The 14,910-nt window shown below is 60.9% G+C and carries 11 protein-coding genes and 2 pseudogenes; 9 read left to right on the top strand and 4 right to left on the bottom strand.

The window, feature by feature from the left end; translation table 11 throughout:
* Window positions 1–15 precede the first annotated feature (15 nt).
* The 3 genes from AB7828_RS29070 to AB7828_RS29080 all read left to right on the top strand — a co-directional run bounded on the left by AB7828_RS29070 (window position 16) and on the right by AB7828_RS29080 (window position 3,981).
* Window positions 16–1,200: a phosphatase PAP2 family protein gene (locus tag AB7828_RS29070; RefSeq protein ID WP_175368194.1), complete on the top strand. Its 1,185-nt coding sequence runs from the start codon at window positions 16–18 to the stop codon at window positions 1,198–1,200.
* A gap of 47 nt (window positions 1,201–1,247) precedes the next feature.
* Window positions 1,248–3,242 (top strand): S8 family serine peptidase, encoded by a 1,995-nt coding sequence (locus AB7828_RS29075; RefSeq protein WP_441231883.1) that lies wholly within the window; start codon window positions 1,248–1,250, stop codon window positions 3,240–3,242.
* An 85-nt stretch (window positions 3,243–3,327) separates the two neighbouring features.
* Entirely contained in the window at window positions 3,328–3,981 is a 654-nt protein-coding gene (locus tag AB7828_RS29080; protein ID WP_175368196.1) for a Crp/Fnr family transcriptional regulator, read from the top strand.
* A gap of 208 nt (window positions 3,982–4,189) precedes the next feature.
* Here the strand turns inward: AB7828_RS29080 and nadC are convergent, their stop codons facing one another.
* From nadC to AB7828_RS29100, 4 genes are read right to left on the bottom strand one after another with little or no spacing between them, the layout of a single operon-like run.
* The gene (gene nadC, locus AB7828_RS29085) at window positions 4,190–5,056 is read right to left on the bottom strand and encodes a carboxylating nicotinate-nucleotide diphosphorylase (RefSeq protein ID WP_175368197.1); all 867 of its coding nucleotides are present in this window, start codon (window positions 5,054–5,056) and stop codon (window positions 4,190–4,192) included.
* Window positions 5,057–5,070: 14 nt separating this feature from the next.
* Window positions 5,071–6,600 carry an L-aspartate oxidase gene (locus tag AB7828_RS29090; protein WP_441231884.1) on the bottom strand — a complete coding sequence of 510 codons (1,530 nt, stop codon included), beginning with the start codon at window positions 6,598–6,600 and terminating at the stop codon, window positions 5,071–5,073.
* Window positions 6,597–7,580 (bottom strand): quinolinate synthase NadA, encoded by a 984-nt coding sequence (gene nadA / locus AB7828_RS29095; protein ID WP_441231885.1) that lies wholly within the window; start codon window positions 7,578–7,580, stop codon window positions 6,597–6,599. The genes AB7828_RS29090 and nadA overlap by 4 nt, the downstream gene beginning before the upstream one ends.
* 52 nt (window positions 7,581–7,632) lie before the next feature.
* Window positions 7,633–8,622 carry an NUDIX hydrolase gene (locus tag AB7828_RS29100; RefSeq protein WP_309946880.1) on the bottom strand — a complete coding sequence of 330 codons (990 nt, stop codon included), beginning with the start codon at window positions 8,620–8,622 and terminating at the stop codon, window positions 7,633–7,635.
* Window positions 8,623–9,233: 611 nt separating this feature from the next.
* Here AB7828_RS29100 and AB7828_RS29105 point away from each other — a divergent pair.
* The 6 genes and pseudogenes from AB7828_RS29105 to AB7828_RS29130 all read left to right on the top strand — a co-directional run.
* Window positions 9,234–10,565, top strand: coding sequence for a tyrosine-type recombinase/integrase (locus tag AB7828_RS29105; protein ID WP_441231886.1), 1,332 nt, complete (start codon window positions 9,234–9,236; stop codon window positions 10,563–10,565).
* 515 nt (window positions 10,566–11,080) lie between these two features.
* A complete protein-coding gene (locus tag AB7828_RS29110; protein WP_231081177.1) occupies window positions 11,081–11,482 on the top strand; it encodes a DUF2840 domain-containing protein in 402 nt (133 codons plus the stop codon).
* Window positions 11,479–11,991, top strand: a complete 513-nt coding sequence (locus AB7828_RS29115) for a S26 family signal peptidase (protein WP_199712040.1) — start codon at window positions 11,479–11,481, stop codon at window positions 11,989–11,991. Before AB7828_RS29110 ends, AB7828_RS29115 begins: the two co-directional genes overlap by 4 nt.
* 154 nt (window positions 11,992–12,145) lie before the next feature.
* Window positions 12,146–12,844 (top strand): lytic transglycosylase domain-containing protein, encoded by a 699-nt coding sequence (locus tag AB7828_RS29120; protein ID WP_231077727.1) that lies wholly within the window; start codon window positions 12,146–12,148, stop codon window positions 12,842–12,844.
* Between the two features lie 772 nt (window positions 12,845–13,616).
* Window positions 13,617–14,381: pseudogene (locus AB7828_RS29125) on the top strand (type IV secretory system conjugative DNA transfer family protein); the annotation flags it as partial.
* A gap of 4 nt (window positions 14,382–14,385) precedes the next feature.
* Window positions 14,386–14,712 (top strand): annotated as a pseudogene (locus AB7828_RS29130) (CopG family transcriptional regulator); the annotation flags it as partial.
* Window positions 14,713–14,910 lie beyond the last annotated feature (198 nt).

Raw genomic sequence — 14,910 nt, forward strand, 5'->3', positions numbered from 1 at the left:
AACGGGAGCAAAAACATGTGCACGATGGGTCCTGAAGGCGGCGCAGGAGGTGCGGGCGGCGCAGGCGGCGCCGGTGGTGCTGGGGGAGCGGGCGGTGCCGGAGGTGCAGGCGGTGCTGGAGCTGGGCCCTACGGCAGTTATGGATCGCCGCTGGTTGCCGATGCACTCGTCAAGCACCGCGACGGTATCGTCGGAAGCTGGCTCGGTCAGACCGTCAATCGGTCGCCACGTGCGCTGGACGACAAGAAGAACCTCGCGCTCTGGGAGCCGTGGGTGCGGGCGGCGGTCATAGACTTCGAACTGCTGTCGCACCTCCATTTTACAAGCCACTCAGAGAAATTCAGCTACAAGCATCAGGGCAAGAACGTCTCCCGGACACCGAGCGAGAAGTCGGTCACGGTCTGGCAGTTCCACGTTCAAACCACAGCGACTGATCCGTCCCCCAAAGCGAAATCGAACCGAATTGCGACTTTGATTCGCCCGCCGGTCGACACTTTCAAAGGCCAGCTGGATTTTCTGGATCAATACGCCGATCTTCGCGAGGATCGTGTTTCGGAAATCGTGACCCAGCTCGGCCCTCAATATGCGTTCTGGAGTTCGGTCGTGAACTTGCATCCGGATCGCACCAAGAAGACGATCGAGCTGCTCGATGCTGCGCTTCGGTTTGCGACCGCGGTGGAAATGCGCATCAAGCATGCTCTGGCGTGCTGGCGGCCGTATGAGCTGTCGTCTCAGGTTCAACCAATCATTCTGACACCGGGCCACGGTACATTTCCGAGCGGTCATTCAACCGAAAATCACATGATTGCGCGCATCCTGTGGGAGCTGTACGGGCGCGAACCGAGACTAGGTGAGCAGTTGATGCGACAGGCGGCGCGCATCGCGGTCAACCGCACAGTGGCGGGTGTCCATTTCCCGGTCGACACTGCGGCCGGTCAGGTGCTTGGACTGTCACTTGCCCGCTATTTTATTCTGCGGGCGAAAGGTGGGCCGAGGTTCAACGCTTGGCGTTTTGACGGCGGGCGATACGGAGCTACTCAGGACTTCAATTTCCATGATTTCTATAATCCAGCAAACGGACAGGAAAAGCTGAGCCCCCTGATTGATCCGCCCTATGTCGATTTTCTCGCCTCCACGCCGCCAGCTGTATCACCGATTATGAAGTGGCTGTGGGACGCGGCGCTTGCAGAGGTGAAGTAGCTGCTGGGAAATGGCGGTAGGGCGATCGCATTCGCGAGGTGTGCGTTATGGCAGAACAACGGAAGCGGGTTTCACCTTATCTCGAATGGGCGGTGCTGACGGAGTTCGCTTATCTCCCGGGTGAGTGGTTCTGGGTCTTGCTGGAGCTTGATGGACCAGCAGAAGCCCTTGCCCGTTCCGTTGTGCGCTCGGGGCTAGATCAGTTCCTTCGAATTCCCGCGGTCTATCAGGAGGCGCCACCGTCGCTGAGAGGTGCCGATCTAACATGCTGTATGGCGATTGCGAGACGCGAGGCTCTTTCCGCATTTGTTTCCGGCAAGGTATCGCGCGGCGACGCCAAACAGTTTGCGCCCCTGCTGTCCTCGATCAATCGAATCGAGCTTGGAACGCCGACGACGAATCTGTTCGAGAAGACTGAACCGATCGAGCAGCAGTTGCTCGCCACGAGTCCGTCGCGGCGGGCAATTGTCGCGATCATCGATGACGGATTGGCGTTCGCCCATGAGAGATTCCGCTTTCAGGATGGCCGATCGCGGGTGAAGTATTTGTGGAACCAGGACGATCACACAAATACAGGCATGCCGGCCGGCTTCGGCTGGGGGCGCGAGCTGCAGGAGAACGAGATCAATCAAATTCTGGCGTCCTGCACGCATACGGGATTGCTGGATGAGGATGAGTTCTATCGGTTGGCCGGTCAGAAGCTGGCTGCTCGCCGCGCCAAGCACGGTACGCACGTCATGGACATTGCTTGCGGGCTCGATCCGAAACATGCGGCTCCCGAAGATCCCAGCCTTCCCTATATCATCGGCGTTCAATTGCCGAAGTGGGTGACAGAAGAGACGTCGGGCGCATTCCTGACTCCGAATGTTTACGCCGCCATCTCCTATGTGCTCAGTCGTGCGGATCAGATCTCGGCCGCCGAAGGAACGGGGCCGATCCCTGTGGTCATCAATTTGAGTTATGGGACCATTGCCGGCCCGCACGATGGTACGTCACAGCTGGAAGCTGCGATCGATCAGTTGATAGCGTCACGCACCGCACCGCTCAGGGTCGTTCTGCCAGCCGGAAATCACTATCTGGCGCGATGTCATGCCTTGGTCGAACTGTCTCAGGCATCAAGCCCTGGCCAATCGCCCAAGCGCTTGCGGTGGCGCGTGCAGCCCGACGATAAGGCCAACAGCTTTATGGAGCTGTGGCTGCCCAAACAGGCAACAGAGAAGTCCCAGCCCGAAATCGCCATAAGGATTACCACTCCGACCAACCAGCGCAGTCCTTGGATTGGGGCTAACCAGAACTGGCAGTGGCGCATATCAGGCCAGCTCCGGTTTTTCGCGAAATACTACACTGCAGTCGGGGAGCGATCGCAGATATTCCTTGCTATGGCGCCCACGGCTGATCTCGCAATGCCCTCGCTGACTGCGCCGTCCGGGACATGGCTGATCGAACTCAAAAACAAAGGGGCAGCCACGACAGTCGATGTTTGGGTTCAGCGCGGCGACACGCCATTTGGCTATCCGTTGTCAGGGCGACAATCTCGGCTTGAAGACGAGAATTACGTGCGCTTCGATCTTGCCGGACGACCGGAGCAAGATGACAAGGGCTCCAGCCCGGTCCGGCGAGAAAGTACGATCAACGCATTGGCAACAGGAACGCACGCGATCGTCGTGGGTGCATATCTTCGTAGCGACAAGGCCGTCAGTGAGTATTCGGGGGCCGGAGGGCGCGCGACATCAGGTGGCACGTCCCCCATCCGAAGCCCCGATGTGTCGGCAGTTGGAGACGAGTCGCCAGTGCACAGGAATCTGCTTGCCGCCGGTACACGCAGCGGTTCCGTTGTGACGATGAATGGGACAAGTGTCGCGGCTCCGCAGGTGACACGGTTGATCTCGGAGTTGATGATTTCGCAGCTTGCTTGCGATCGTCCGGACGTACAGCGCATCGCGAAAACAGGAGACACAAAGGCGCCAGGTCCCGGCTCACCATTGGCTGTGCGGATCGGGGCTGGCCGGCTGGATCGGTGCGGACGTCCAAACAGACCTTGATTTGGGACCGGTGCGGAGCACAGGGAACATCGCGGTGTCGAAAGCGAAGGCAGCGAGCTCAGCGAGCCGTCAGGCAGCAATGCGCATGAACGCGATCTTCAGCGACCTCGCGCCCGAGACGGTTGCCCAGCTGTTTCATCGCGCGTCTTTCCAGACCTTCGAACGGGGAGACTACATTTTTCGACGCGGAGACCCTGGGACGTGCCTGTTTGGAGTTGTGGAAGGCTCGGTGAGGATGTGTGCATCCTCTCCTGACGGTAAGAGCGCGGTATTAAATCTGATCGGTGCCGGTCAGACATTTGGCGAGATTGCTGTTTTGGATGGCCTCGACCGAACAACCGATGCAATCGCGAACAGCGATTGTGAAATCTGGGGAATTGCGCGGCGCGATCTGATCCCCCTGGTTAGAGCCGAGCCGGCTTTGGCTGCAAAGTTCATTGACTTGTTATGCGCGCGCCTGAGATGGACGAGCGAGCATCTGGAAGAGGTGATCCTTCACGGTCTCGAGGCTCGTCTTGCCCATATCGTCATAAAGTTTGCGGAGCCGAATGTGCAAATGGATGGACCCCTTGTGGTGAATATGACGCAACAGAGTGTTAGCGAGATGGTGGGCATTTCGCGGGAGCGCGCAAATAAAATCATATCCGCTTGGGCCGATCGCGGCTGGGTTCTGGTCAAGAATCGTACACTTGTCCTTCTCGATACTCAGGCGTTGAAGAACGTCGCCACGCGAAGTTAGAACGTGACGGTGCTTTACCGATCGGATGTGCATTTTTGCGCCGAGCAGTGAAAAGATCTGATGCTTTCGATCTCCCGAGAGAAGCGGGCTAGAGGACGAAGACCGCGCGACGCGGGATCGACGAAGCTACTGGTAAAAAGTTGCAATCGGGATAGTTGCTGAGGCTTTCTGCTGATGTTGAGTTCGACCGCAACAACATCAACCTGACTCACATCTTCAAATCGTCCGGTTTAAAATCGAGCCCGATGTCGAGAACGCCGACGCTATGGGTGAGCCATCCGATCGAGATCAGATCGACGCCGGTCGCAGCGATGTGTGGCGCTGTAGCGGGCGTGATGCGGCCGGAGGCTTCGGTTACCGCCCGACCTGCGACCATCGCGACGGCTTCCGTGAGCGTGGGTGGATCCATATTGTCAAGGAGTACCGCGTCTACACCGTGATCGAGCGCCTCGCGCAGCTGATCGAGCGTGTCGACTTCGAGTTCGATCTTGACCAGATGCCCGACACCGGTTTTCGCCCGCTTCAGCGCCTCGGTTACGCTGCCGGCAATGGCGACGTGATTGTCCTTGATGAGCACGGCATCGTCGAGGCCGAACCGGTGATTGCTGCCACCGCCAACGCGGATCGCATATTTTTCGATGGCGCGCAGCCCTGGCGTTGTCTTGCGCGTGCAGACAATTTTCGTCTGGTAGTCTCGGACCGCTGCAACCACAGAGGCAGTCGCCGTCGCGATTCCGCTCAGGCGGCACAGGAAATTCAATGCGACCCGTTCAGCGGTCAAAATACCTCGCGCGGGGCCGGTGATCGTGGCGATCACGTCGCCGGGCGCCAGGACTGCGCCGTCGTTGCGCTCGATATGCATCTCGATCGCGGGATCGATCAGTTGAAAGGCCAGTCGAGCGAGGTCGAGCCCGGCCACCACGCCGGGCTGGCGCGCAACAAGAAGTGTCGTGGCGCGTCGGCCGGCTGGCACGATCGCATCGGTCGTGAGATCGCCGGCTCGTCCGAGATCTTCAAGCAACGCCATGCGAACCAATGGCTCGATCATGACATGGGGGAGCGGTGAGGGCGTCATGGCGATCCTTTGGGTTAGGCGACGAGTTCCGGGATGTCGTCTCGCGCGGCTTGAAGCGCGTCATCAAGGCGCAGCGTCGAACGCTGTGCCAGACTCGTGTGTTTCGGGAAGTCGGTGCGTGCATGCGCGCCGCGGCTTTCTTGGCGGCGCAAGGCAGCGATCACGATCATCAGGCCGACAATTGCGGGATCGCTCGCAGCTTGCTGCGAGATCGCGAGGGGATAGAGCGCGCGGGCGGCGGCACGCAGGCCTTCGCCATCGCGCAACACGCCTGCGGCACGCGACAGAATAGGGCGCACCGAACTTGGATCGCTGCCTGTTACTCCACCGGGCAACAGTGGCTGCCGCCGCCGGATGGAGGTCGTTGCGGCAATATTCTCGGCAACCCAGCCGCCACACACGGCCGCCTCAAGGAGTGAATTACTGGCAAGCCGGTTTGCGCCGTGCAGGCCAGTGCAGGCAGCTTCGCCGCAGGCCCACAGACCGTCGACGGAGGTCCGCCCGGTCCGGTCGACGAGTATGCCGCCCATGTGGTAGTGCGCAGCGGGACGGACTGGGATTGGCTGCGTAACCGGATCGATTCCTGCATCGCGACAAAGTGCCGTGATGGCCGGGAACCGCCGCGCAAAGTCGAGTCCCTTCACGCCCCTTGCGTCGAGAAAAACCCGATGCCCCGCCGCCATGTGCCGCCAGACGGCACGTGCCACGATATCGCGGGACGCAAGCTCGGCGCCCGGGACACCGGCCATGAAGCGATCGCCATTTCCATCGACCAGGATCGCGCCTTCTCCGCGTACGGCCTCACTGATGAGCTTCAGTGGAGAGGACTTGCTGTCGAGCGCCGTCGGATGGAATTGGATAAATTCAAGATCGGCCATGACGGCGCCGGCGCGTGCTGCGAGCGCGAGGCCCTGGCCAAAGGATCCAGCCGGATTCGTCCCATGCAGAAACAGACCTCCGATGCCACCGGTCGCGATGACGACACGATCGGTGGCAAAGAGCACGGGTCCTCGACCGGTATGGCCGAGAAGACCCACCACTGCATTGTCTTCGACGACCAGGCGCTGTGCCGTGGCTCCCTCGATCACCGTGATTGAAGGCGTCTTGCGGACCTTGCGGACCAGGGCTCGCATAACGTCCCGGCCTGTTGCGTCACCCCCGGCATGGACGATCCGGCGGCGCGAATGCGCGGCCTCGAGGCCGAGGCCGATCTTGCCGCAGGCATCCCGATCGAAAATGACGCCGAGCCGCGCCAACTGTTCGATCGCGGCGGGCGCTGCGGCGAGGATTGAGGCCGCGATGGTTTCGTCGCACAAGCCATCACCGGCGGCGAGTGTGTCCGCCAGATGCAGCGAAGCACTATCATCCGCCCCGATACTGGCAGCGATACCGCCTTGCGCGAGTGCGCTCGACGATTCCGAGCCCAGCGGCGCGCCGGTCAGAAGCAATACTGGCCGCGGCGCCAGCGCCAGGGCGGTCATGAGGCCGGCGATGCCGCCGCCGATAATGACGGGAGCGCCGTCCGTATCGTGTAATGCTGTCATGTGACGGCCAGCATTCGTTCGACCGCGAGGCGTGCGCGCGCTGCGACACTGTCGTCGATCGTGACCTCGTGCTGCATCGTCTCCAACGCGTGACGGATGTTGCCGAGCGTGATCGTCTTCATGTGTGGACAAAGATTGCACGGACGAATGAATTCGAGGTCCGGGTACTGGATGGCGACATTGTCGCTCATCGAGCATTCCGTCAGAAGCACGACCCGCGGTGGTCGTTTGCTTACGACGTAGGACGACATGGCGGCCGTGGAGCCGGAGAAATCGGCCTCCGCCAGCACGTCCGGCGGGCATTCCGGGTGCGCCAGTACGACGACGCCCGGGTGGTTCTCGCGCAATTGCCGCACCTCGTCGGCGCTGAAGCGCTCGTGCACCTCGCAATGACCGGTCCAGGTAATCACCTTGACATTGCTCTCGGCAGCGATGTTCCTGGCCAGATATTCGTCCGGCAGCATGATCACGCGTTCAACGCCAAGCGACTCGATCACCGCCTTGGCATTGCCCGAGGTGCAGCAGATATCCGACTCGGCTTTCACCGCAGCTGAAGTGTTCACATAAGTCACGATCGGCACGCCGGGATAATTTTGCCGCAGCAGCCTCACGTCCTCGGGCGTAATGGAGTCGGCGAGCGAGCAGCCGGCGCCGCGATCCGGAATCAGCACGGTCTTCGACGGATTGAGTAATTTGGCCGTCTCGGCCATGAAGTGAACACCGGCGAGAACGATGACGTCTGCTTCCACGTGCATCGCTTCACGCGCCAAAGCGAGACTGTCGCCGACAATGTCCGCGACGCAGTGGAAGATGTCCGGTGTCTGATAGTTGTGGGCAAGGATGACCGCGTTGCGGCTTTTCTTCAACGCGATGATCGCGTCGATGTCTTCTGACAGCATCGACCATTCGATCGCGGGGATCGCGTGGCGCACTTTCGCGTAGAGATGTTCCGAAGGACGCAGGTCGGGTATGGACAGCATATCATATACTCTCATTGAGCATATGTTATACTGTAATCGAGTATAAGCCTTGTCAAGCCCCCGAGACGGGAAGTTTGGTTCCGGCGATGGCGCGTTCCGCAAGGACGGCGCGGCGAAAGCGGAAGAGTTTTGCCGGACGTCCGCCGGTGTCCTGGCTCGTTTCGCCAGTTTCCTCAACGAGTTCCTGCTGCTCGATCAGGCGGCGGAAATTCGGCTTGTGCACTTGCCGTCCCGCCAGCGCCTCAACACAGCGTTGCAATTGCAGCAGCGTGAATGTGTCCGGCATCAATTCAAATACGACAGGATGGTATTTGATCTTGGCCCTGAGTCTTGCGATTCCAGTGGCCAGAATCCGGCGATGGTCCAGGATCATCGGGTGACCCGGCGTGTTCGGCGAAGCCGCACGGGTGGACGCGGATGTCGAGGTGTTTCCGCGCGTCGCCTCGGGGATCAGTTTCGCCTCATATAGTAGTTCGTACCGCTGCAGAACCAGTTCCTCGTTCCAGCCGTGCTCCTCGAAACCGAAGAGCATTGCGGCGCGGTGCCGACGCGCGCGCTGTGCTGCCCGATCGGAAGCTGCAGAAGCCCAGGCTTTGAGCCCTGGCTGCAGAGCTTTCTCCATCAGCGGCGGCGGGCCGTCACGATGATCCTCCCAGGGGAAGTAATCATACCAGCCGCGCCACCTGGCCTCGTGTTCGCCGAATGCCGGTTGTTCTCGTGTTAGGCCAAGATAGCTGATCGAGATGACATGCTGCCCGGTGGCGCCAGCGCGATCACGATCGGCAAAAGTGTAGAGCTGCTCGACATAACCGAGCGGCAACCGTGTCTGCCGTTCGACCCAGGCACGGAGCCCCGATTGCAGCGAACGATGGGCGAGTTCGAAAGGCCCGGAGGGCAGGGCGCGCTGATCCTGGATCGTTAGAACACGAGGCTCACCCGAGGTAACGGCTACCAGCACTGCAACAAGATCAGCCGCAATTCCTTGCGGCGATGACTGCGCTGCCAGCGCTGGCCTGGAATTGGGGCTGTCGAGCGGGTCCATGAGCTGGTCTGCTTAAGTGTTCATAGGGACAGGGTGAAAGGCCGCATCGCGAATCCACGCGGATATTTTAGCATGAGGCTGCAACGCGACGCGCACGGCAAGGGCGGGCGCCCTTCACGCTGACCATTCGCTAATTCATGTCGGAATGCAGTCTGACCACAACACCGACTTGCCTGAGCCCGAAAGCGGCAGTTGGGTGGGCGCGGTGGCCGAGTCATTTTTGGCAACCGTGTCGTACCGATGTGCCGCACTGTGCCCCCGCTCTTCTGGGGCACCCCGCAAGGGAATTGGACCGTTAAGTCATTGAATTCGACGAAGACATGGTGGGCGCACAAGGGATCGAACCTTGGACCTCTCCCGTGTGAACCGCAATATGTAGACCATAGCCAGCCAGCCCTAACCATAGTAAATTTGCATAACGGCCTGTTAATTATGGTGTTTTTGTAGTGTGTGACCATAGTTGACCATGGTGGGCCATAGCACATCTTGTGTGCCCCTGTTGTGCCCCCCGCGAATTTTCCCTTGGGGCACACAGTCGAGGGAAGGTCTGAGACCCGGTTCTTGCCGGTCCGATCATTCCCGCGTGAGCACAAGACAAAAGGGCAGGGACCGTGGGAGAGCCGATCAACTATTTGACACTGACCGACACGGTCATCCGCGACACGACAATGCCACCGGGCAAGGCGCAGCATTACCTCCACGACGACAAGCTGCCCGGTCTGGCGCTGCGCATGCGCGCGACGGGCGGCCGGACCTGGGTTTACCTGTTCACCAAGCCGGGAGTGAGAGGCACTCAGCGCAAGACCCTCGGGGCCTGGCCAAGGTTCAATGAGCGGGCGGCTCGGAAGGCCGCCACCATCGCCGCTAGTGAGGTGGTCACAGGGGTCGATCCGAACGACGCCAAACGAGAAGCCAAGCGCCGGCAACTGGCCGAGATGCAGCGCACTACGCTGGTGGCCTTGATCAGTGAAGACGGCCCTTATCAGACATCCCTGACCGGACGCCAAGTCGTGAACTGGAGGCCTGCGATGTCGGCGCTGCGGCGCGGTCTCAAGGATCATTTCGATCTCGCCATCGGCGAATTGACGCGCCGGCAAATCATGGCGGCAGTGGACAAGACCGCCAAGACCGGTAAGCGCGGTGCAGCCAGGGACTTGCGCAAGCACACCCACACATTCCTCGAGTGGTGTGTCGGCGAAGGTTACGTCGAGCACAACGTGCTTGCCGGCTATCGCGCGCCGAAAGAGACCCGTGCGCAGAGGGTCGGGCGCCGAACGAAGGGCCGCGCGCTGATGGATGAGGAGATCATCAAGGTCTGGCACGCATCCGGCAAGCTCGGGGCTTTTGGACAATTAGCACGCATGTGCCTGCTCGGCGGTCCGCGCCGCAGCGAGCCAACCATCATTGAGTGGCGAAAGCACATCATGGATGACCGCATCACCTTCGATGCGGCGTGGACCAAGATGGGCCTGCATCACGACGTGCCGCGCACTCATCTCGTTGACGAGGTGCTTACAGCTGCGAAGCATTTCCAGCGCGCAACGTCCGACTACGTCTTCCCGTCACCAAAGACCGGCGGCCAGTTGTCGGGCTTCACCAAGATGGTGAACCGTTTGGTTAAGGAAGCGGGTGTCGCCAGGTTCACCATGCACGATTTGAGGCGCAGCTTGCGCACCGTTATGTCACGGTGCGGCTACGACAACGAAATCCAGCGGTTATGTGTCGGGCAAAAGCCGCGCGGAATCGATCAGGTCTACAATCACGACGAACAGTGGATCATCCGCAAGATGGCGTTCGAAGCTGCTCATGACTACATCGCGCAGTTGGTCGGTGCGCAACGGGTCGGAGGGGTCGTGCGCCTGCAACGGACGAATCCACTTGACCCCATCAAGGCTGAGCTGCTCGGTCGTCTTCGCGAGCATTATGCGGCGGAGGCGTTTTAGTGGCTTTATCGCATCTGGCTAGATAGTCGCGCACCGCATCGACCCGATAGAGCGGGCGACCATCGACATGGCGCCATTTCAGGGGATGGTTCCGATCGCGCCGCCACTGCTCCAGCGCTCCGGGCGTGCGCCGGATGACCGCGGCCGCTTCCAATGCCGTCAAATTCGAGCTGCCCGGCAGCGTATCGATATCGAACGTCGCTGGCGGCGGCATGCCACGTTTCTTGCGAGGGCGCTTCGTGGCACGCGGCATTTTCCCCCTACCTGGCGACGCAAATGCCTCGATCCGAGTCTTTTCGTTCTTGCCGCCCATGCCTCCGCCCCGAACCACCATCGGTCTCAGACAATAAGATCGTAGGCTTCTCCAGCAAGAAAGAAATATAAAGCGCTGGTATGGCTGCTGTGTAGTTGTGGCGTACAAATAGGACGAATCGCCCCCTTTTGCCGCGAAGTTGACGAGCAACTGTGAATCGTAGGGGGCGATCGGCATCCTAATTGTCTGATGGACCTGGCATCTGTGGGGGCACTGTTCGGAGCCGATCCTAGATCGCCGTCGGCGCGTTGTGTCGTTCACACCCGGCAGCATCTTCGCGTTCGTCCGCTGGACCTCAAATGACTTTGGCACGGTCATCTCGCGGATCGACATCTTGCGGGCAGTCGCGGCCGGTCAGCGTTGCACCACGGTGCCCTATGTGAAACCCGGCGGCGAGATTCTGTTGCGGCTGTCGGGCTGGCCCAAGGTCGAGCGGGTGCTGCAACTGATCGATGCGATCGAAGCGCTCAGCATCGATCCTGCGAACGCTGCACCTGATTATTGGCATCACGTCCATAACCGCTTGTCCGTCAACGAAGCTCCACGGACCTACACTAAATCGCGTCACCAGGCCTGGCTTCACCGGCAGAGGATCGCACCATGAATGGCCGGTTCTCGGTGCTCGCAGTCATGTTTGTTGGGATCACCGTTCTCGTTGCCCCGGTCGTCGCGGAGCCGGTTCCCCTCTATGTGTGGAATGCTTCCGAAAGTGTGCCGCTTGGCCTCTATCGCTTGCAGCCTGCAGACAGACTGTTTGTCACCGAACTCGTCGCCATCAAGCCGCCTGAGCCGCTGGCGACCTTTCTTGACCTGAACGGCTATCTGCCGGTCGGCATTCCCATGCTGAAGCGCGTGCTGGCACTCCCGGGGCAAACGGTTTGCAGAAGCGGGCACACTATCTCGATCGATAAGATCGACATGGGTGAGGTGCGCGAGCGAGACAGCCACGGCCGACCGCTGCCGGTCTGGCACGGCTGTCGTGTTGTCGGCGAGGACGAACTCTTTCTCATGAACCGGCAGTCCAAGGACTCGCTGGACGGTCGGTATTTCGGGCCGATCGCGGCATCTGCCGTCATCGGCCGTGCACTCCCGGTGTGGACTGGGGAGAAGTGAGCGTGCGTATCTTCCTTGCTCGATCTGCCATTCCTCTGTTCGACCAAACGCTGCACCATTCCTCCGTCCCGACCAGAATTCGCAACGCCGGCGCGCGCAGCGGCGGTCCAGGGCGGCCGCAAGCCGTTTGGGGACGGTAGCTTGTACCGCCGTGATGGCGTTGTCGTTTGCGATTGTGCCGCTGAATGCCGCACAAACTGGCAGCGCATCAGCCAAGCATTCGGCGAGCGCACGGTCTGTCGGCTCGTTTGCGAACCTGATCGAAGAGGCCTCACGCCGCTACGCCGTACCGGTGCATTGGATACGCGCCGTGATGACCGTCGAAAGTGCCGGTGACGCGCGGGCAAGATCGCCAAAAGGCGCGATGGGGTTGATGCAGATTATGCCCGAGACCTGGGCAGACCTGCGCATACGTCATCGCATTGGCGACAATCCATACGATCCGCGCGACAACATTCTGGCAGGCGCAGCGTATCTCCACGAACTACACGACCGCTATGGCTCGCCCGGTTTCCTTGCGGCGTATAACGCGGGACCAGGCCGCTACGAACAGTATCTCGCGGGCCGTCCATTGCCGGCCGAGACCCGCGCTTATGCGGCAACGCTTGCTCCCCTGTTCGGTGGCGCCGAACTCGCCAGTCCGCTCTCCGTCGCAGTCGTTCACGCGAAGTCATGGACCGAGGCGCCACTGTTCATCGGGCAATCCGAACGCGCAACCGCTGTCGATCGTGTGTCGGCTGAACGGCGATCGGACCGCGTTCCGCCGAGCGATCCGACGCGCAATATCTCTGCGCTCGTGCCGCAAGCGCGCAGCTTGTTTGTTGCTCGATCCAGCGCGGGAGACCTGCAATGACAGGATGTGCAGTCTGGCGTGCCATGGCGTGCTCCGGGATAGAATGGCTGGGAAGGCGAGAGCAGTGGGGAGGCACGACAGCGGGACGGCGAGATAAAAGCGGCTCGCCGGCCGAACCGCAAGCCATTGGAATGGCTTGGGTTCGGCCGTGCCGGTCGGTCGGGGCGCGTGCCGCGCCTGATGCTTTCGCTAATGAATTCAAAAGTGTTTTCGGCACTGCTCCCCATTCCTTGCCCGTGGAGCGATTGCTGTGAGCGTAGGCGACAGCGATTTACGCATCCGGCCTGGCCGCATCCGCGGCACGCGAGCGGCAAAGCCCAAGAGCTTCATCAACCAGGTGCTGCGCGCGGCGAAGAAGTCCGGTCCCACCTCCAGTCTTGCGGCTGCGGGGAAGCGCTCCTCAAGCTACGGGCGCTCGACCTTCGGGCGCGGCCGGATCAGTTTTGGCCGCAACCGCCTGTTTAGCCCGGCGCGGCGCGTGGTGGTGAAGGCGCGCGTCGTCCGCCATCAGGGCCGTTCGTTTCGTTCCGCGCCGCTGACCGCTCATCTGTCCTATCTGAAGCGCGACGGCGTCACCCGTAACAGCGAGAAGGCGGTGATGTTCGATGCCGGTCATGACCGCACTGACGACGCGGCCTTTGCAGATCGCTGCAAGGACGACCGGCATCATTTCCGTTTCATCGTCTCGCCCGAGGACGCCGCTGAGATGACCGATCTCAAAGCTTTCACGCGCGATCTCGCCCGGCAAATGGAAGTCGATCTCGGCACCCGGCTCGCGCTCGGCCGGCTCGACTTCTTAGAATCCGCGCTGGCCTTCATGGCAGGTTACGACATCAAAAGCTTCCTGATCGCGCAGTCGCTGAACCAGATCGAGAAAGCCTACGGGCCCAACAACGCGATCCTCGACAACTGCCATGTCCGCGTCAGCTTTGCCACCAACGACGAGCGCACGGCGAAGCGTGTCTCCGATGCGCTGAGGACAGCAACCGAGATGCGCGCCATGAAGAACTATGCTGGTCACAGGCTGAATCCGTGGCTTGGTCACCTCATGGTCTCGCGGCAGGAGACGGCAAGGCCGCTGCTCACGCCGGGCGAGGTGATGCAGCTCCCGCCCACTGACGAGATCGTCATGGTTGCCGGCACGCCCCCGATCCGGGCGAAGAAAGCTCGCTATTACGAGGATCACCGTTTCACCGAACGGGTGCTGACGCCGCCAGATCCGGCGAAGTCTGGCCGGTCGTCACGGACGGATGGGTGGTCAGCTCTAACGCCGCAGGCACCGGACGCCGTGTTGCTTGGTGAGATTCAGAAGGCGGAACAGGATGCCGCCAATAGCGGCTTGCGTCGCGAACCCGAGCTTCCCGACCATGTCGCCATTGCCAAGGAGGCGACTGATCCGAGGCCTGCGGAAGAGTTCGCCGCTGTGCTCGACGACGAGTCGGACGATGCAGCCCGTCAGGCTCGCATCCTGCACCAGCAGATGCGTGGCATCGCTCGCCAGGTCTCGCTCGACCCGAATGACGGTATGGAGTTGTGAGACCATGCGGGACCGGATGAATGTGTATTTCCCGCCGGACCTTCTGAAGCAGATCGCCGATCTTGCCGACCGCAAGAAGCTTTCCCGATCGGCGATCGTGGAAGCGGCGGTCACCTCGTTTCTGTCTCCGGATGGGGAGGATCGGCGCGAGGCGGCGTTCGCGCGCCGTCTCGACCGGCTGTCGAGCCAAGTCCAACGTCTCGAACGCGATCTTGGGGTTACCGCGGAAACGCTGACCCTGTTCGTCCGCTTCTGGCTGACGATCACGCCGCCCTTGCCGAACGATGCGCAGGCTGCCGCCCAGATCAAGGGCCGCGAGCGGTTTGGCGGCACCTGCTTTTAAAGAGTCTTTTTGTAGTAACGTTGCACAGATAGCGGCTGCCACGCCGAGACGATCTGACCAAAATAGCGGTTCCGTCTTCCGGAGGCATTCGTAACGGGGGACAGACACCGAAAGAACTCACGGCCCGCTTATATCTCGTCAATCGGAGAATTACATACACTTGGCGGCCGCTTCTGGCGCAAAGCG

The organism is Tardiphaga sp. 215_C5_N2_1 (genome assembly GCF_052076055.1).
GTDB classification, from domain to species: domain Bacteria; phylum Pseudomonadota; class Alphaproteobacteria; order Rhizobiales; family Xanthobacteraceae; genus Tardiphaga; species Tardiphaga robiniae.